Genomic DNA, 17911 nt, shown 5'->3' with positions numbered 1-17911 from the left:
TGCTGAATCATTCAATGCTAAAATCAAACTCTTTAGAGCGAATCTCAGGGGAGTTGTTGACAAGAAGTTTTTCTTATTCCGCATTGCGAACTTATATGCATATCCCCACTAAAAAGCTACTGACCCATTTTCTTTACAGAACCTTGCTGTTCCTCCTTCCGGTACTGTCCTGATTTTCCGATTTATTTTCTTCCCCTCCTTCCGGAATCGTATTTGTAATTTTCAGTTTGCAAAAAAAGCACTTCAATCGTATTTTTATATGTTTAAAATAAAATATTTAAAAATAATTGCAGGGTATGTATTTTGTTTTAGTATATTTGAATCAAGTAAGCATTTGCTTGCCCTATGAACTTGTTAATTTTGTAATCAAAACATATTGAACCATGGAAAATAAAATTCAGGAATTGGCTGACAAAATCTACCAGGAGGGGGTAGAAAAGGGAAACCTTGAAGCCCAGAAACTAGTAGAAGATGCAAAGCAAAAAGCACAGCAGTTGATTGAAGAAGCAAAGTCTGAGGCTGAGAAAATCCTCCAGGATGCCCGGAAATCGGCTGATGAGTTAAAAGAAAATACAAAATCTGAACTGAAATTATTTGCAGGACAAGCATTGAATGCCCTGAAAACAGAGGTTGTTAACTTACTTACTGATACTACTGTCGGTGAAGCTGTAAAAGGCTTTGTCTCTGATAAAGATTTCCTCAATAAATTTATTGTTGCGCTCGCTGCCCAATGGTCGGCAAATGAACCGATCGTGATTTCTGTCAATGATGCAGAATCACTGAAGAAATATTTTCTGGCTAATGCCAAGAATATGCTGGACAAGGGAGTGAAAATAGAAGAAGTAAACGGTACAAAGGTGCTGTTCTCTATTTCTCCGGCCGATGGCTCTTATAAAGTAAACTTCGGTGAAGAAGAATTTGAAAATTACTTTAAGGAGTTCCTGCGTCCGCAATTGGTAGAAATGTTATTCTGATAAATTATTATGAGCAGCTATTATTATTTAGTAGCCGGTTTACCAGATTTGTCATTGGATGACGCGAAGCTCAGCTGTACACTGTCTGATTTTAAGTCTGAAATTTATCCTGCCCTGTCTGAAAAAGACAGAAAACTGGTCGATCTGTTGTTCCTGAGATTTGACAACAAGGACCTGTTGCGGTTACTGGCCGACAAGGAGGCCGTTGCCGAAGGGAAGGGACTGTTCTCGGACGATGACTTGAGGGCACTGATCCAAGCAGTGCGCGACGGTGATAAGATTGATGCCAGGTATCCTTCTTATATGGCTGAATTCATTGAACGGTATGCTACGCTCCAGGAAAATGAAAAATTCCAGATTCAGGACTTATTGACTTCCATGTTTTATGCGTATGCAATGAAATGTGGCAATACTTTCCTGGCATCATGGTTTGAATTCAATCTGAACCTCAACAATGTCCTTTCTGCACTGACTGCCCGCAAGTATAAGATGGAGGTGGCAGAATACATTGTCGGAGAAGGAGAGGTAAGCAACCAGTTGCGTACATCGAATGCCAGAGACTTCGGTTTGTCGGCTGAAATGGATTATTGGGAATCGCTGGTCCGTATCTCGGAAACAGAAAATCTGCTGGATAGAGAAAAGAAAATAGACCAGTTGAAATGGAAATGGCTGGAAGAAGAGTCTTTTTTCCATTATTTTACCATCGAGCGCCTGTTGGTTTTCCTGCTGCAGCTTGAAATGATTGAGCGCTGGATTTTATTGGATAAGGAAAAGGGAAGCGAACTGTTCCGTCAGATGATCCAAAATCTGAAGAACGAGGTTCAGATACCCGAAGAGTTTAGAAAATGATAAAATAATAAATAAGAATGGCAACAAAAGGAACTGTATTGGGAGTTATTGCCAACATGGTAACGTTGACCGTGGATGGACCGGTAGCTCAAAATGAAATATGCTACATTCTTACCGGAGGTGACCGGCTGATGGCTGAGGTAATCAAGGTGGTAGGCAAGAATGTATATGTACAGGTTTTTGAAAGCACACGTGGACTGAAGGTGGGTGCAGAGGCTGAGTTTACCGGACACATGCTGGAAGTGACACTGGGACCGGGTATGCTTTCGAAGAATTATGACGGTCTGCAGAACGACCTCGACAAGATGGAAGGTGTTTTCCTGAAAAGAGGTCAGTATACTTATCCGTTGGATAAAGAAAAGAAATGGCACTTCACACCACTGGCAAAGGCCGGAGACGAAATCATCGCTGCCGGATGGCTGGGTGAGGTGGAGGAAAATCACCAGCCGCTGAAGATCATGGCTCCGTTCCAGCTGGAGGGAACCTGCAAGGTGAAGTCGATTGTGGCTGAGGGTGATTATACCATCGAAGATACTGTGGCCGTACTGGTAGATAAGGACGGCAAGGAAATTGCGGTAAACATGATTCAGAAATGGCCGGTGAAGAAGGCGATGACGAATTACAAGGAAAAACCGCGTCCATATCGTCTGCTGGAAACGGGTGTGCGTGTAATCGATACGGTAAACCCGATTGTAGAAGGTGGTACGGGATTTATCCCTGGACCGTTCGGTACCGGTAAGACAGTCTTGCAGCATGCAATCTCCAAGCAGGCTGAAGCGGACATCGTAATTATTGCTGCCTGTGGTGAACGTGCCAATGAGGTAGTGGAAATCTTTACGGAGTTCCCGGAACTGGTAGACCCGCATACAGGACGTAAATTGATGGAACGTACCATCATCGTGGCAAATACTTCAAACATGCCGGTTGCTGCCCGTGAAGCTTCTGTGTATACGGCGATGACAATGGCTGAGTTCTACCGTGCAATGGGACTGAAGGTGCTGCTGATGGCCGACTCTACTTCGCGTTGGGCACAGGCGCTGCGTGAGATGTCAAACCGTATGGAGGAACTTCCTGGACCGGATGCCTTCCCGATGGATATCTCTGCCATTATTTCGAACTTCTACGGACGTGCAGGCTTCGTTCACCTGAACAACGGAGCTACGGGTTCTATTACGTTCATCGGAACGGTGTCTCCGACAGGTGGTAACCTGAAGGAACCGGTAACGGAAAATACGAAGAAGGTAGCCCGCTGTTTCTATGCCCTCGAGCAGGAACGTGCCGACCGTAAGCGTTATCCGGCTGTAAACCCGATCGACTCTTATTCGAAGTATCTGGAATATCCGGAATTTGAGAAATACATTGCTGAAAGAATCAATGACCAGTGGATCGGGAAGGTGAATGAGCTGAAGACCCGGTTGCTGCGTGGTAAGGAAATTGCCGAACAGATCAACATCCTGGGTGATGACGGTGTGCCTGTAGAATATCACGTAACGTTCTGGAAGTCGGAACTGATTGACTTTGTGATTCTGCAGCAGGATGCGTTCGATGAAGTGGATGCCGTTACTCCGATGGAACGTCAGGAGGAGATTGTCAATTCAATCATTGATATCTGTCACACTGAGTTTGAGTTTGATTCGTTCGTGGAAGTAATGGACTACTTCAAGAAGATGATCAATATCTGCAAGCAGATGAACTATGCACGATTCCGCTCGGAACAGTATTTGGATTTCCAGAAACAGTTGCAGGAATTGGTTGCCGAAAGAAGTGTAAAATAATGAACTGATAAAAACTAGAATATAAGATGGCAACAAAAGCTTTTCAGAAAATATATACTCAGATCAGTCAGATCACAAAAGCGACCTGCTCCTTGAAGGCGACAGGGGTAGGATATGATGAGCTGGCTCAGGTGAACGGAAAGCTGGCTCAGGTAGTAAAGATAGCCGGCGATGAAGTGACTTTGCAGGTATTTGAGGGTACGGAAGGTATCCCGACCAATGCGGAAGTGGTGTTCTTGGGTAAGGCGCCTACGCTGAAGGTGAGCGAGCAGCTGGCGGGCCGTTTCTTCAATGCGTTCGGTGACCCGATTGACGGGGGACCGGAAATTGAGGGTACGGAAGTGGAAATCGGTGGTCCTTCCGTGAATCCGGTTCGGCGTAAACAGCCGTCTGAACTGATTGCGACAGGTATTGCCGGTATCGACTTGAACAATACGCTGGTGTCTGGACAGAAGATTCCGTTTTTTGCCGATCCTGACCAGCCGTTCAACCAGGTAATGGCCAACGTGGCGCTGCGTGCCGAGACTGACAAGATTATCCTGGGAGGTATGGGTATGACAAACGATGACTACCTGTATTTTAAGAATGTGTTCTCGAATGCGGGTGCGCTCGACCGTATCATCAGTTTTGTGAATACTACGGAAAATCCTCCGGTTGAACGTTTGCTGATTCCGGATATGGCGCTGACGGCTGCTGAATATTTTGCGGTAGAGCATAATCAGAAGGTGCTCGTGCTGCTGACAGATATGACTTCTTATTCGGATGCGCTGGCTATCGTGTCTAACCGTATGGACCAGATTCCGTCGAAGGACTCTATGCCAGGATCATTGTATTCGGATTTGGCCAAGATTTACGAAAAGGCGGTACAGTTCCCGAGCGGAGGTTCTATTACCATTATTGCGGTGACTACGCTGTCGGGCGGTGACATTACGCATGCCGTTCCGGATAATACGGGTTACATCACCGAGGGTCAGTTGTTCTTGCGCCGTGACAGTGATATCGGTAAGGTTATTGTCGATCCGTTCCGTTCGTTGTCTCGTCTGAAACAGCTCGTAAGCGGTAAGAAGACACGTAAGGACCATCCGCAGGTAATGAATGCGGCGGTTCGTCTGTATGCCGATGCGGCCAATGCCAAGACGAAGATGGAAAACGGTTTCGACCTGACCAACTACGACGAGCGAACACTGGCATTTGCCAAGGATTATGCCAACCAGTTGCTGGCCATCGACGTCAACTTGAATACCACAGAAATGCTGGATGTTACCTGGGGCTTGTTCAGCAAATATTTCAAGCCGGAAGAGGTGAACATCAAGAAGGAATTTGTGGATCAGTATTGGAAAAAGTAATTTATAATTTGAACCGGGAAGATGGCTATAAAATTTCAATATAATAAAACTTCGCTCCAACAGCTGGAAAAGCAGCTCAAAATCCGCGTGCGTACGCTTCCTATTATCAAGAATAAGGAGAGTGCGCTGCGTCTGGAAGTCAAGAGGTGCAAGACGGAGGCTGTGGAATTGGAAGAGCGTCTGGAACAGCAGATTCAGACTTACGATGCCATGTTTGCATTGTGGAATGAATTTGATGCTTCGCTGGTGAAGGTGAAGGACGTTCATCTGGGAGTGCGCAAGATAGCCGGGGTTCGTGTACCGTTGCTGGAAGAGGTGGATTTTGAAATCCGTCCGTTCAGTCTGTTCGACAGTCCGAAATGGTTTGCAGATGGTATTCATCTGCTGAAACAACTGGCTCAGACAGCTATCGAACGTGAATTTACCTTGGCCAAGCTGGGCTTGCTGGAGCATGCACGAAAGAAAACCACTCAGAAGGTGAATCTTTTTGAGAAGGTACAGATACCGGGCTATCAGGATGCACTGAGAAAAATCAAGCGCTTTATGGAGGATGAGGAAAATCTGTCGAAGTCTTCGCAGAAGATTCTGAAATCGATTCAGGAAAAGAGAAAGGAGGCTGAAGTATGATAGCGAAAATGAAGAAACTGACTTTCCTGATTTATCATAAGGAGTATGAATCGTTCCTGCAGGACCTTCGGGAAGTGGGAGTCGTTCATATTGTGGAGAGAAAATCGGGAGAGATAGAAGGACAGTTGCAGGGGTTCATCCAGAAACGTAATTCGTATAAGGCACTCTTGCAGAATATGCTTCGTTATGCCGATCAGGTAGATCCGAAGGTGGAGAAGTCGCTCTCGGGCGATGAGATCATCAACCGATACGAATCGATTCAGGCGATGATTCAGGCATCGCAGCAGCGGCTGGTGACTGTTCAGAAGGACTTGGCTCAGATGAAGGTCTGGGGACAGTTCGACTGGGCACGGATCCGTCAGCTGGAGGAGATGGGCTGGCTCATGAATTTCTATACTTGTGCGGAAAGACAGTTTGACGAAAGTTGGGAAGAGGCATATCATGCCATCACCATTCACCGTGAGGGTGGCCGCGTGTATTTTGTGACCGTAACCAAAGAACCGGTTGAACTGGATGCGGAAAAGGTGGTGCTTCCTTCCATGTCGCTGCTGCAGCTGGAAGCGGAAAAGAGCAAAATCGAAGCCGAAATCCAGGAGCACATGGAAAACTTGCGTCAGTTCTGTAATGCAACCGTCTCTACTTGCAAGTATGTGGCGGCACGTCTGCAGGAAGACCTGGATATGGAACAGGTGAAACTGAACGGAGAGCGTCTGGCTGAGGGTAGCGTACTGCTCCTCGAAGGATGGGTGCCGGAGGAGAACGAGCAGACGGTATTGGATATGCTGGAGTCACGAAGCATCTACTACGAAGTACGCGGTGAGGAAAAGGAGGACAATGCTCCGATCAAGCTGAAGAATAATGCGTTTGTCAGAATGTATGAGGTGCTTACCAAAATGTACGGTATGCCTGATTACGGAGAGTTTGACCCGACGCCGATTCTGGCTCCTTTCTTCTCGCTTTTCTTTGCCTTCTGTATGGGAGATGCAGGCTATGGTCTGATTCTTATTGCATTGGGATTCCTGCTGAAGAAGAAGATGTCGAAGTCTATGGCTGGAATGATGAATCTGGTCATTACGCTGGGTATCTTTACTACTGTATTCGGTGCGGTGCTGGGAACCTTCTTCGGGGTCAGCCTGTTTGATGTGGAACTGCCACAGTGGATGAAGGGTCTCATGATTACCGGCAAGATTGACGGAACGAACTATGACAAGCAGATGTTGCTGGCACTGATTATCGGTGTGGTACATATTTGTCTGGCGATGACTGTCAAGGCGGTATGCAGTACCGTAAGATACGGGTTCAAGGCTTCGCTCAGTGCGTGGGGATGGTTGCTGCTGGTAGTGGGATTCATCTGTACCGGCGGACTCTCTTTCTTTGAGGTGATATCTGCCGAAGTGACCAACTGGGCGTTTATCGTCATTGGTGGTATTTCTGCTATCGGTATTTACCTGCTGAATGACTTCCATCGCAATATCTTTGCCAATATCGGTGCCGGAGTATGGGATACCTATAACATGGCAACCGGTTTGCTGGGAGATACGTTGTCTTACATCCGTCTGTATGCCCTCGGGCTGGCCGGCGGTATGTTGGGTGGAGTATTCAATCAGCTGGCATTCATGGTAAACGATGCGGCCGGACCGGTTCTCGGATGGATTTTCTGCGGTCTGATTCTGGTATTCGGACATGCCCTGAATATCGCGATGTCTTGTCTGAGTGCCTTCGTTCACCCGCTCCGTCTTACTTTTGTAGAGTATTTCAAGAATTCGGGCTATGAAGGCAAAGGAGAGGCTTACAAACCTTTCTCTGTGATGAAATCGAACAACGAATAAAGAAAAATATATTAATAACGAATAAAACAAAAAAATTATGAATGAAATTTTAGGTTATTTGGGCTTAGGCCTGATGTTGGCTTTGTCTGGTATTGGAAGCTGTTTTGGTACAACAATCGCAGGAAATGCGGCAGAAGGTGCGTTGAAGAAAGATCCTTCTAAGTCGGCTAGTTATATGATTCTTTCTGCACTTCCTGCTACACAGGGTTTGTATGGTTTCGTGGCTTTCCTGATGTCTATGGGACGTGACTTTACTACGGACGGTCCTTTGATGCTGGGTGTAGGTTTAGGTATGGGTCTGGTTTGTCTGTTCTCTGCTATCCGTCAGGGTCAGATTTCTGCCAGCGGTATCGTAGGTATCTCTCAGGGACACGATGTACAGACTAACACCATGATTTACGCTGCTTTGCCGGAATTCTACGCTATCTTGGCTTTGGTGGCTGTATTGATGATGTAATAACGCCCGTTTCTGTCGCAGACTGACAGAATGTGCATGATATAGGGTGGGAAGCGGTTCTTTCGGGGACTTCTTCCCACCTTTTTTATGCGGAAAACCAAGGATATTTGTGATTTTGGCAAATGAGGGCAGAAAAAAAGCGCATTTCAGGGGGGTAGAAAATACAGGAAATCCAGAAGAACGGAAAAATAATCAGATTCCGTGTCAAATGTAAGGATTCTGGAAAAAGTGGTGACATGTTGCTCCATTTCTCCTTATAATGTGTATATGAATGAATGAAAGTAAATTATAGAAATAATGTGATAATGTGATTTTCATGTTATAAAACAACTTTTAAATTAAATATTTTCTCTATATTCGCACTTGATTTAGAAAATATTACTGAGATGATGAAACAGTTGCTAACACCTGATTACATTTTCGAGTCAAGTTGGGAAGTATGCAATAAAGTCGGTGGAATTTACACTGTATTGTCTACAAGAGCTAAGACCTTGCAGAATACTTTCCCGGACCGAATTTTCTTTATAGGACCTGAATTCTGGTTGGATAAGGAAAATCCTTTGTTTACGGAAGATACGAATCTTCTGAAAAGTTGGAAAGAACACGCAGAGAAGGAAGATAATTTGAAAATCCGTATCGGACGGTGGAACATACCGGGAAAACCGATAGCGATTTTGGTGGATTTCCAGCCTTATTTTGCTTATAAGAATGATATATATACGCAGGCGTGGGCCGATTTCGGAGTTGATTCTTTACATGCATATGGAGACTATGACGAAGCTTCCATGTTTTCGTATGCGGCTGGAAAGGTTGTGGAAAGCTTTTACCGCTTCCAACTGAATGAATCTGATAAGGTAATTTATCAGGCACACGAATGGATGACAGGACTGGGTGCGCTGTATATACAGAAGCATGTACCTGAAATCGCTACTATATTTACTACACACGCTACTTCAATAGGACGCTCTATTGCCGGTAACAACAAACCTTTGTATGACTATCTGTTTGCTTATAACGGAGACCAGATGGCCCGTGAACTGAATATGGAATCTAAGCATTCTATAGAAAAACAGACGGCTCATTTCGTAGATTGCTTCACTACTGTAAGTGATATCACCAATAATGAATGTAAGGAATTGCTGGACAAACCGGCCGATGCGGTGCTGATGAACGGTTTCGAGGGAGATTTTGTTCCGAAAGGTAAAACTTTCCTCAAGAAGCGTCAGCATGCACGTAAGGTGTTGTTGAATCTGGCTGAAAAACTGCTGGGAACCAAGATTTCTGCTGATGCACTGATTGTCGGTACCAGCGGACGGTATGAGTTCAAGAACAAGGGTATCAATGTGTATCTGGAATCATTGAACCGTCTGACACGCGACAAGAACCTGCAGAAGGAAATCATTGCTTTTGTCAATGTGCCGAGTTGGGTAGGGGATGCCCGTGAAGACCTGAAGGAGCGTCTGGAAAGCAACCAGGATTATGACACTCCGCTGGAATGTCCTTTTATCACTCACTGGCTGCATAACATGAGTCACGACCAGGTGCTTGATATGCTGAAGTATCTGAACATGTCCAATTCAAAGGATTCAAAGGTGAAGGTCATCTTTGTACCTTGTTACCTGGACGGACGTGACGGTATCCTGAACGAATCTTATTACGACCTGATCATCGGTTCTGACTTGAGTGTCTATCCTTCTTATTATGAGCCTTGGGGATATACTCCGCTGGAAAGTATCGCATTCAAGGTGCCTACTGTGACTACCGACCTGGCCGGATTCGGCTTGTGGGTGAACTCCCTGAAAGGCGGATTCAGTACGCTGGCCGATGGAGTGAAGGTGATTCACCGTACCGACTACAACTATTCGGAAGTGGCAGATGCCATCAAGGATACTATCGTGGAATTCTCCAATTTGCCGGAAAAGCAGGTAAATGACATCCGTGAACGTGCCGGCAAGATTGCTGAAAAGGCATTGTGGAAACATTTTATCCGTTATTATTACGAAGCATACGACATCGCTTTGCGGAATGCGCAGAAGCGTTGCTCGGAAAAAGAATGAACCTTATAAAAAAACAAACAATATGAAAGTTAAAACAAATTGTGTCAATGCTCCTGTATGGAGAGATATTAACGTAAAATCTCGTATTCCTGAGTCATTGAAAATGTTGGAAGTAATGGCCCGCAATATCTGGTGGGCTTGGAACGATGAAGCTACAGAATTGTTTAAGTCGCTTGACGCGGATTTATGGCAGGAAGTGGGTCAGAATCCTGTTTTGTTGTTGGAACGCTTGAACTATGAGAAGTTGGAAGCTCTTTCAACTGACAAAGAAGTTTTAAATAATATTCATAAAGTATATGCCGATTTCGATGCATATATGAAGGAAAAGCCAAATCCAAACCGTCCTTCTGTAGCCTATTTCTGTATGGAATATGGTATGACAGCCGTACTGAAGATTTATTCAGGTGGTCTGGGTATCCTGGCTGGTGACTATCTGAAGGAAGCTTCAGACAGTAATGTAGATATGTGTGCGATCGGTTTCCTGTATCGTTACGGATACTTCAGCCAGAGCTTGTCTATGGACGGACAGCAGATTGCCAACTACGAAGCACAGAACTTCGGCAGCTTGCCGCTGGAACGTGTGGTAGGCGAAGACGGCAAACCGCTGGTACTGGATGTTCCTTACCTGGATTACTACGTACACGCTTTCGTATGGAGAGTAAATGTAGGTCGTGTTCCTTTGTATCTGTTGGATACTGATAATGAACTGAACAGTGAATTCGACCGCTCTATTACACACCAGTTGTATGGTGGCGATTGGGAAAACCGTCTGAAACAGGAAATCCTGTTGGGTATCGGTGGTGTATTGCTGCTGAAGAAACTGGGTATCAAGAAAGATATTTATCACTGCAACGAGGGTCATGCTGCCTTGTGTAACGTACAGCGTCTGTGCGATTACGTAGAAAGCGGTATGTCATTCGACCAGGCTCTGGAAGTAGTCCGTGCTTCTTCTCTGTATACGGTTCATACTCCGGTTCCTGCAGGTCACGACTATTTCGATGAAGGTCTGTTCGGCAAATATATGGGTGGATATCCTCAGCGTATGGGTATCGAATGGCAGGATCTGATGAACCTGGGACGTATCAATCCGGGTGATCCTAACGAACGTTTCTGTATGTCTACTTTCGCTTGCAACACTTGCCAGGAAGTAAACGGTGTGAGCTGGTTGCACGGAAAAGTATCTCAGGATATGTTTGCCGGTATCTGGAAGGGTTATTTCCCTGAAGAAAACCATGTAGGTTATGTAACCAACGGTGTACACTTCCCGACTTGGTGTGCTTCTGAATGGAAGGCATTGTACAAGAAATATTTCGACAAGAACTTCATGAAGGATCAGTCAAATCCGAAGATCTGGGAAGCTATCTACAATGTGCCTGATGAAGAAATCTGGAGAACTCGTGTGGCATTGAAGAACAAACTGATCGATTATATCCGTCATCAGTTCCGTGATACTTGGTTGAAGAACCAGGGTGATCCTTCACGCGTAGTGTCTTTGATGGACAAGATCAACCCGAACGCATTGCTCATCGGTTTTGCACGCCGTTTCGCTACTTACAAGCGTGCTCACCTGTTGTTTACCGACCTTGACCGTCTGGCTAAGATCGTGAACAATCCTGACTATCCTGTTCAGTTCCTGTTTGCCGGAAAGGCACATCCGCACGATGGCGCAGGTCAGGGCCTGATCAAGAAGATTGTGGAAATCTCAAAACGTCCGGAATTCCTGGGTAAGATTATCTTCCTCGAAAACTACGATATGAAGTTGGCTCGTCGTCTGGTTTCTGGTGTAGATATCTGGATGAATACTCCGACTCGTCCGTTGGAAGCTTCTGGTACATCTGGTGAAAAAGCCTTGATGAACGGTGTAGTAAACTTCTCTGTACTCGACGGATGGTGGCTCGAAGGTTACCGCGAAGGTGCAGGATGGGCGTTGACTGAAAAACGTACTTACCAGAATCAGGAACATCAGGATCAGCTGGATGCTGCTACTATCTACAGTATCCTCGAAACTGAAATCCTGCCGTTGTACTATGCCCGCAACAACAAGGGTTATTCAACTGGCTGGGTAAAGACTATCAAGAATTCTATCGCTCAGATCGCTCCTCATTATACGATGAAGCGTCAGTTGGATGACTACTATTCTAAGTTCTATATCCGTGAAGCTGAACACTTCCACAAACTGGCTGCCAATAACTATGAAAAGGCTAAGGCACTTGCCGACTGGAAGGAAGAAGTGGCTGCTAAATGGGATAGCATTGAAGTAGTATCTATGGAACGCTGCGAAGAACTCCGCAAGGGTAATGTAGAAAGCGGTAAGGATTATACCATTACTTGTGTAATCGACGAAAGGGGTCTGGAAGATGCTATTGGAGTAGAAATGGTGGTTACTCACACTAACGGCGAAGGTAAGGAAAGCATCTATTCTGTAACTCCGCTTGAAATGGTGAAACGTGAAGGCAACCTGTATACATTCCAGGTAACTCACAGTTTGTCTAACTCTGGTAGCTTCAAGGTAGCTTACCGTATGTTCCCGAAACATGCAGACCTGCCTCACCGTCAGGACTTCTGCTATGTTCGCTGGTTCAATGCCTGACAGGAACGTGTCGTATCCGATTCTGCTGATGGAGGAATGAAAGTGATTCCTGGATGGGCGGATGAGGAATGACCATACATCTTAAAATAGGAAGAGGGGCTTGTGAGAGGATTCTTGCAAAGCCCCTCTTTGCCATATTAGCCTTATAATGTGATTGTCATATGCTGATTGAAAAACAAAAAACAATGATTATGGATGTTGTAAAGGGCCGGATTCAGTTGCTGGGCCTGATGGCAGGGCTTCTGATCCTCCTGTCTGCATGTAGTTCAGACAATCCTTCGTCCGACCAGCTGATCGGTACGTGGGAGCTTCAGACTTCGGTGATGTCGAAAATAATGAATGGGGAGGTCATTGAAAAGGTAGAAGATACGGTTGACCCGCAGACCATCTTCCTGACTTTTTCCGAAGATGGAACCCTCATTTCAAGGAATGTCCATACGGGTTCACGTACGTACAAATGGACACTGGACGGTAACACGCTGCGGTTTCAATACGAGTTGCAGCATCCTGGAGGAGTTGTCGTGCAGACCGAAGAGTATGCCGTCAGCGGCTTGAGTGCATCCAATCTCATCCTGGAAAATGTAGTGACGACGGACTGGGGAGAGATTGTGAATGTGAATACTTATCAACGGAACTGACGGTAGGGCGCTGACCGGATGGTTTCCGGGAGAATCCCAAAATTCCCCGGTATCCGATACGTTTCGGGAACGGTCGGACAGTCTGGAATATAGGACAGTATAGAAACAAGTAAAGCTTAGCCGGCATCATCATACGTGGTCGGCTAAGCTTTACTTGTTTTTTTATCAGAGCTGACGGATTATTCGCGAATCAGTTTCATGTATTCTTCGTACGAGATATATCTTCCTCCCATCGACTTGAGGTGAGGAGTCTCAAACTGGCAGTCGATCATTACGCCTCCGTGCTCCTGTAAGAAACGGGCCAGTTCAATGAGAGCCACCTTGGAAGCACTGGGAGCCAGGGAAAACATGCTTTCTCCGAAGAAACATTTTCCCAGGGTCACTCCGTACAGTCCGCCCACCAGTTCGTCGTCTTTCCAGACTTCTACACTGGCTGCAAACCCCTGATGGAAAAGCTGGGTATAGGCCGCTGTCATGTCTTCTCCCAGCCATGCCCCTTCCATGTCCTTCCGCAGGTCGCCACAGGCCTTGATTACCTCCTCGAAGGCCGTATTGAAGGTAACCTCATAAGTACCTTTGTTGAGCAGTGTCCGCATCGAGTGCGAGACATGAATCTCGTCCGGGAAGATGACAAAGCGCTGCAGGGGACACCACCATTGGATTTCCCCTTCCTTGAAGGCATACCACGGAAAGATTCCGTTGGAGTAAGCCAGCAGCAGTCGGTCGATGCTCAAATCGCCTCCCACGGCCAGCAGTCCGTCCGTATCGCCCAGATACGGATTCGGAAAAATCAGTTCATGAGTCAGTCTGAATACCATACATCAGTCTTTTTCGGTCACGACAACACCAGCCGGTCGTTCTCTGTCCGGACAATGGTCTTGCCGCCTTTTTTCAGTTTTCCAAATAAAATTTCCCGCATCAGCAGCGACTTGAGCTGGGAGGTGATGACACGGTCCAGTTCCCGTGCCCCATATTCCTGTGTGAAGCCCTTCCGGAGCATCCAGTCGTGCGCTTCCAGGGTGACTTCCATTTCCACATTCTTCGCCTTGAGCCGCTCCTTCAGTTGCATGAGTTTCTTGTCGAGAATCTGCGATGCCATTTCCCTGCTCATGTCATGGAATACCACCGTAGCCGAGAGACGGTTCAGGAACTCGGGCTTGAAGGTCTTCTTCACCTGCTTCATCATACTTTCTCCGGCACCGATGCCTCCGCCGAATCCGATGGCTGCCTGACGGGCATACTGTGCACCGGCATTGGAGGTCATGATCAGTACGATGTGCCTGCAGTCGGCCTTCCGGCCTTTGTTGTCTGTCAGTACCGCATAATCCATTACCTGCAGCAGGATGTTGAAGATATCCGGATGTGCCTTTTCGATTTCATCCAGCAGCAGTACGCAGTGGGGAGTTTTCCGGATGGCGTCGGTCAACAGTCCTCCGTCATCGTAGCCCACATATCCTGCCGGAGAGCCGATGAGCTTGGCCACGGTATGCTTTTCCGCGTATTCACTCATGTCGAAGCGCTGCAGGGCAACTCCCATTTCATTGGCAAGTACCTTGGCAACTTCTGTTTTTCCGACGCCTGTAGGACCGACAAACAGCAGACTGGCCATGGGCTTGTTCTCGTCCGAAAGTCCCGCCTGGGCCATCTGTACCGCTTCTACGACCTGTGCCACTGCTTCCTCCTGTCCGTAAATCTGTGTGCTGATCCGTGCGTGCAGCGATTCCAGCTGCTGGTTGTCTCCGCTCAGACGGAGGGTGTCGACCTTGCAGATGCGCGACAGGATATCGCTGATGAGTGCCTTGTCTACCTTGTTCTTTCCGGATTTCAGCGGATGCAGTTCCCGGTAAGCACCGGCTTCATCAATCAGGTCGATGGCCTTGTCGGGCAGGAAACGGTCGTTCATGAACCGGGCACTGGCCTTGACGGCAAAAGCGATGGCCTCTTTGTCGTACCGGATGCCATGATACTGCTCGTACTTCTTTTTCAGTCCCTCCAGGATGCGTATGCTTTCCTCTACGCTGGGTTCCGGCACATCAATCTGCTGGAACCTTCTCAACAGTCCTTTGCTCCGTGAAAGATTCCGGTTGTACTCGTCGTAGGTCGTCGCCCCGATGAAGCGCACCTCGTCACTTTCCAGATACGGTTTCAAGAGGTTCGTTGCGTCGATGCCTCCGTCTCCGTTCCGTCCGGCACCTACCAGGTTATGGATTTCATCAATATAGACTATGGCATTTCCTTCCCGGCGGATTCCCTCCATGATGCCCTTCAGCCGTTTTTCAAATTCCCCTCTGAACTGTGTGCCGGCAATGAGACTGCCCAGGTCGAGTTCATAGATGCGGCATCCCTGCAGGCGGTCGGGGACATTGCCTTCCTCGATGCGTGCCGCCAGTCCGTGTACCAGAGCCGTTTTCCCGACTCCCGGCTCACCGATGTGCAGCGGGTTGTTCTTGTCCTTCCGGCACAGAATCTGTATGGTACGTTCCATTTCCTCCTTCCGGCCAATCAGCGGATGAAACTGGTCCAGATGATCGTTCAGGCAGGTGACAAAGTTTCTCCAGGCCTCATAAGGTTGGCCCTCTGTCTCCTCTGGGGCATTCCCTTCCGCCAGTTCATACTCCGTTACCAGTTGTGCGATAAACTCCGGTAACTCATCTCCCAGTTCCTGTTGGAGAAAATGGGCCGCCCACGAATCCTTCAGCTGCAGGATTCCCTGTACCATATGCGGTACCCCCAGTTCGTCTGCCTGCGAGTACTGCACCAGCTGATACGCATATCCTCCCGCTTCGTTCAATTGTCCGGAAGGCTCAATTTCATAAGAAATCCCCTCCGGTACCCGTTCCACTTCCTCTCTCAGATATTCATCAATGCGTGCGGCAAGTCCTTCCGGATCGCCCAGGCATTGGCCGATGGCCGTACGGAACACTTCCTGTTCCATAAACGCCTTCAGCATGTGTTCCGGCAAGATAAACTCGTGCCGCATGTCCATGGCTACTTCCTGTGCCCTGGCAATTGCCTGATTGAAATATGTAGATTGTTTCACTCCCATTTGGTTAGTCGACTAAAAAATAAAGTAAGAAAAAACAGGTTGTCGGATAAACCGTGCCCAACCTTTCCCGCAGAAACCGTCCGGTCTGCCTTTACGGCCTTATTCCTCCTCCGGCAAGACTGCCAGCCGGAGCGGAAAGCCCTCCATCCGTGCCATTCGTGTCGCTTTGTCCACTTTCGAGTGGGCAATGTCATACGAGTAAATACCCACTACCGAAGAGCCGCTCTTATGCACCTGCAGCATCAGCGCCTCTGCTTCTGCCGCCGATTTGAAGAAAACCTCGGTAAGTACTCTTACCACAAAGTCCATGGTGGTAAAATCATCGTTGTAGATGACAACCTTGAACCGGCGGGGTTCCTGAAAACGAAAGGACTGATGCTGTTTGCTGTCCGATTGTGTCTGTTCCATATGATAACTGATTCATTAATGTTCCAAAATACTCTTTTCCGTTCTCTGTCGAGCCTGCGCTCCGTTTCCTGTCAGGCCTGCACTTGCTTCAGTCTGCGGATAGCCAGGTGATGCCTTTCGTCCGCAGCCCTCCGGTACCATTCCATTGCCTTGTCCATGTCCGGAGCGCCAGTCCATCCTTCTTCGTATGCCTGTCCGATGCGGTAATGTGCATACGGGTCCTCCGATACACAGTAGGCCTTGAAAGCCTCTGTCAGCGAAGGCGCCAGTGCCCCGCATCCCTTCCGGTAAAGGTCTCCCAGGTTGGAAGGTGCATACCACCGCTCTCCGAGCCGGATGGCTTCGCGGAACCAATAGGCTGCCCTGTCTCCGTCCTGAGCCACTCCGATACCTTCCTGAAAGAGGGTACCGAGGTCGTTCAACACCACTCCCTCCACCTTCTTCCCGTGCCGGAAGCCTTCTCCCAGTTCGAGGAGCATGCGTACATCTTCCGCCGCAAAGCTCTCCCAGGTTTCCGCACCGTCCAGCTGCCACGACTTCACTCTTCCGATAGAGACATGCTGAGGCACATCCACCGTAAACTCCTGGTCCTCCAGTTGTCTGTCGCTGGCAAGCTCCTCTTCAGTAGCCTCCTTCATCCGGTGCTGTTTCATCAGAAACTGAATATATCCGTAGATGCGTGGGGTAGAAGAGTGCAGACTCACCCCGTACTCCGCCAGCATTTCTTTCGATACATAACTGTACGGACGGAAGGGCAGCGTCAGGTAATACCTTGGGGCAATCGACAAGACCGACTTCAGTCCGGCGATTTCTTCCCCGATGGCTTCTGCCATCCATTCCTCGTTGTAGAAGTCGAAGACCGACTGTCCGTCGACCGTCAGCGGAGAGCGGTTCAGAAACTGATGCAGGCAGTCGGCCAGGTACGGAAAAAACTTATAGTCGGCATACGATGCCAGCCCGTCCATGCACAGGCTCAGCTCTCCTTTTCCCTCGTCCACTATCGCATACAGCGTAGTCGATTCCTTCTCTCTGTGAAAATAATAGCACACCCCGTCATCTCCTCTCTCTTCGGCATCCACCTGAATGGCAAGGTCCAGGTATTTCAGAAAATCCTTGAAGACGAATGTACGGCCGGCAATTACAGACAAAGTATGTAACATAATCAATGCAAGTATTCTTCAGTTTCAGTGTTATGTAGGTCGGCGGCATTGCTGCCGCTTTCCCCATTAAGAACTGTACGTGCGACTTTCACCGCATACAGCTCCGATAATTCTAAATTTAATTCTCATAAAATTAAATCGGCTCATAATCATCT

At 47.5% G+C, this 17911-nt stretch carries 14 protein-coding genes and 1 pseudogene; 11 read left to right on the top strand and 4 right to left on the bottom strand.

Going from position 1 to position 17911, the window contains the following annotated elements:
* From H3001_RS19905 to H3001_RS16790, 11 genes and pseudogenes are all read left to right on the top strand, one after another.
* Window positions 1-112, top strand: a pseudogene (locus H3001_RS19905) (ISAon1 family transposase); the annotation flags it as partial.
* Between the two features lie 271 nt (window positions 113-383).
* Window positions 384-974, top strand: a complete 591-nt coding sequence (locus tag H3001_RS16835) for a hypothetical protein (RefSeq protein ID WP_178244415.1) — start codon at window positions 384-386, stop codon at window positions 972-974.
* Between the two features lie 9 nt (window positions 975-983).
* Window positions 984-1823, top strand: a complete 840-nt coding sequence (locus tag H3001_RS16830) for a DUF2764 family protein (protein WP_178244414.1) — start codon at window positions 984-986, stop codon at window positions 1821-1823.
* A gap of 17 nt (window positions 1824-1840) precedes the next feature.
* Window positions 1841-3598, top strand: a complete 1758-nt coding sequence (locus H3001_RS16825; RefSeq protein WP_181215566.1) for a V-type ATP synthase subunit A — start codon at window positions 1841-1843, stop codon at window positions 3596-3598.
* Window positions 3599-3624: 26 nt separating this feature from the next.
* Window positions 3625-4944 (top strand): V-type ATP synthase subunit B, encoded by a 1320-nt coding sequence (locus tag H3001_RS16820; protein WP_178244412.1) that lies wholly within the window; start codon window positions 3625-3627, stop codon window positions 4942-4944.
* 21 nt (window positions 4945-4965) lie between these two features.
* Complete coding sequence (locus H3001_RS16815; RefSeq protein ID WP_178244411.1) at window positions 4966-5571, top strand: V-type ATP synthase subunit D; 606 nt, start codon at window positions 4966-4968, stop codon at window positions 5569-5571.
* Complete coding sequence (locus H3001_RS16810; protein WP_181215565.1) at window positions 5568-7400, top strand: V-type ATP synthase subunit I; 1833 nt, start codon at window positions 5568-5570, stop codon at window positions 7398-7400. The genes H3001_RS16815 and H3001_RS16810 overlap by 4 nt, the downstream gene beginning before the upstream one ends.
* Before the next feature lie 37 nt (window positions 7401-7437).
* Window positions 7438-7857 carry an ATPase gene (locus tag H3001_RS16805; protein ID WP_178244409.1) on the top strand — a complete coding sequence of 140 codons (420 nt, stop codon included), beginning with the start codon at window positions 7438-7440 and terminating at the stop codon, window positions 7855-7857.
* Window positions 7858-8243: 386 nt separating this feature from the next.
* Window positions 8244-9914 carry a glycogen/starch synthase gene (locus tag H3001_RS16800; RefSeq protein ID WP_181215564.1) on the top strand — a complete coding sequence of 557 codons (1671 nt, stop codon included), beginning with the start codon at window positions 8244-8246 and terminating at the stop codon, window positions 9912-9914.
* A 22-nt stretch (window positions 9915-9936) separates the two neighbouring features.
* Window positions 9937-12504 (top strand): alpha-glucan family phosphorylase, encoded by a 2568-nt coding sequence (gene glgP, locus H3001_RS16795; protein ID WP_178244407.1) that lies wholly within the window; start codon window positions 9937-9939, stop codon window positions 12502-12504.
* A 191-nt stretch (window positions 12505-12695) separates the two neighbouring features.
* The gene (locus H3001_RS16790; RefSeq protein ID WP_181215563.1) at window positions 12696-13142 is read left to right on the top strand and encodes a hypothetical protein; all 447 of its coding nucleotides are present in this window, start codon (window positions 12696-12698) and stop codon (window positions 13140-13142) included.
* 179 nt (window positions 13143-13321) lie between these two features.
* Here the strand turns inward: H3001_RS16790 and aat are convergent, their stop codons facing one another.
* The 4 genes from aat to H3001_RS16770 all read right to left on the bottom strand — a co-directional run bounded on the left by aat (window position 13322) and on the right by H3001_RS16770 (window position 17756).
* Window positions 13322-13960, bottom strand: a complete 639-nt coding sequence (gene aat / locus H3001_RS16785) for a leucyl/phenylalanyl-tRNA--protein transferase (RefSeq protein WP_181215562.1) — start codon at window positions 13958-13960, stop codon at window positions 13322-13324.
* 17 nt (window positions 13961-13977) lie between these two features.
* Window positions 13978-16188, bottom strand: a complete 2211-nt coding sequence (locus H3001_RS16780; RefSeq protein ID WP_181215561.1) for an AAA family ATPase — start codon at window positions 16186-16188, stop codon at window positions 13978-13980.
* 99 nt (window positions 16189-16287) lie between these two features.
* Window positions 16288-16596, bottom strand: a complete 309-nt coding sequence (locus H3001_RS16775; protein WP_178244403.1) for an ATP-dependent Clp protease adaptor ClpS — start codon at window positions 16594-16596, stop codon at window positions 16288-16290.
* Window positions 16597-16667: 71 nt separating this feature from the next.
* On the bottom strand, window positions 16668-17756 hold the full coding sequence (locus tag H3001_RS16770) for a tetratricopeptide repeat protein (RefSeq protein ID WP_178244402.1): 1089 nt from the start codon (window positions 17754-17756) through the stop codon (window positions 16668-16670).
* Window positions 17757-17911: the final 155 nt, after the last annotated feature.

Origin of the sequence: Phocaeicola faecicola, from assembly GCF_013618865.1 — a bacterium.
GTDB lineage: Bacteria > Bacteroidota > Bacteroidia > Bacteroidales > Bacteroidaceae > Phocaeicola > Phocaeicola faecicola.
The sequence above is the reverse complement of the archived record's forward strand: the minus strand, read 5'-3'. Positions and strand labels throughout refer to the sequence as shown.

Bases quoted from the DNA above. Each gene is read 5' to 3' on its own strand.
- H3001_RS16775 (WP_178244403.1), bottom strand. From the start codon at position 16,596: ATGGAACAGACACAATCGGACAGCAAACAGCATCAGTCCTTTCGTTTT.
- H3001_RS16800 (WP_181215564.1), top strand. From the start codon at position 8,244: ATGATGAAACAGTTGCTAACACCTGATTACATTTTCGAGTCAAGTTGG.
- H3001_RS16825 (WP_181215566.1), top strand. From the start codon at position 1,841: ATGGCAACAAAAGGAACTGTATTGGGAGTTATTGCCAACATGGTAACG.
- H3001_RS16835 (WP_178244415.1), top strand. From the start codon at position 384: ATGGAAAATAAAATTCAGGAATTGGCTGACAAAATCTACCAGGAGGGG.
- H3001_RS16830 (WP_178244414.1), top strand. From the start codon at position 984: ATGAGCAGCTATTATTATTTAGTAGCCGGTTTACCAGATTTGTCATTG.
- H3001_RS16815 (WP_178244411.1), top strand. From the start codon at position 4,966: ATGGCTATAAAATTTCAATATAATAAAACTTCGCTCCAACAGCTGGAA.
- H3001_RS16820 (WP_178244412.1), top strand. From the start codon at position 3,625: ATGGCAACAAAAGCTTTTCAGAAAATATATACTCAGATCAGTCAGATC.
- H3001_RS16770 (WP_178244402.1), bottom strand. From the start codon at position 17,756: ATGTTACATACTTTGTCTGTAATTGCCGGCCGTACATTCGTCTTCAAG.
- glgP (WP_178244407.1), top strand. From the start codon at position 9,937: ATGAAAGTTAAAACAAATTGTGTCAATGCTCCTGTATGGAGAGATATT.
- H3001_RS16790 (WP_181215563.1), top strand. From the start codon at position 12,696: ATGGATGTTGTAAAGGGCCGGATTCAGTTGCTGGGCCTGATGGCAGGG.
- H3001_RS16810 (WP_181215565.1), top strand. From the start codon at position 5,568: ATGATAGCGAAAATGAAGAAACTGACTTTCCTGATTTATCATAAGGAG.
- H3001_RS16805 (WP_178244409.1), top strand. From the start codon at position 7,438: ATGAATGAAATTTTAGGTTATTTGGGCTTAGGCCTGATGTTGGCTTTG.
- aat (WP_181215562.1), bottom strand. From the start codon at position 13,960: ATGGTATTCAGACTGACTCATGAACTGATTTTTCCGAATCCGTATCTG.
- H3001_RS16780 (WP_181215561.1), bottom strand. From the start codon at position 16,188: ATGGGAGTGAAACAATCTACATATTTCAATCAGGCAATTGCCAGGGCA.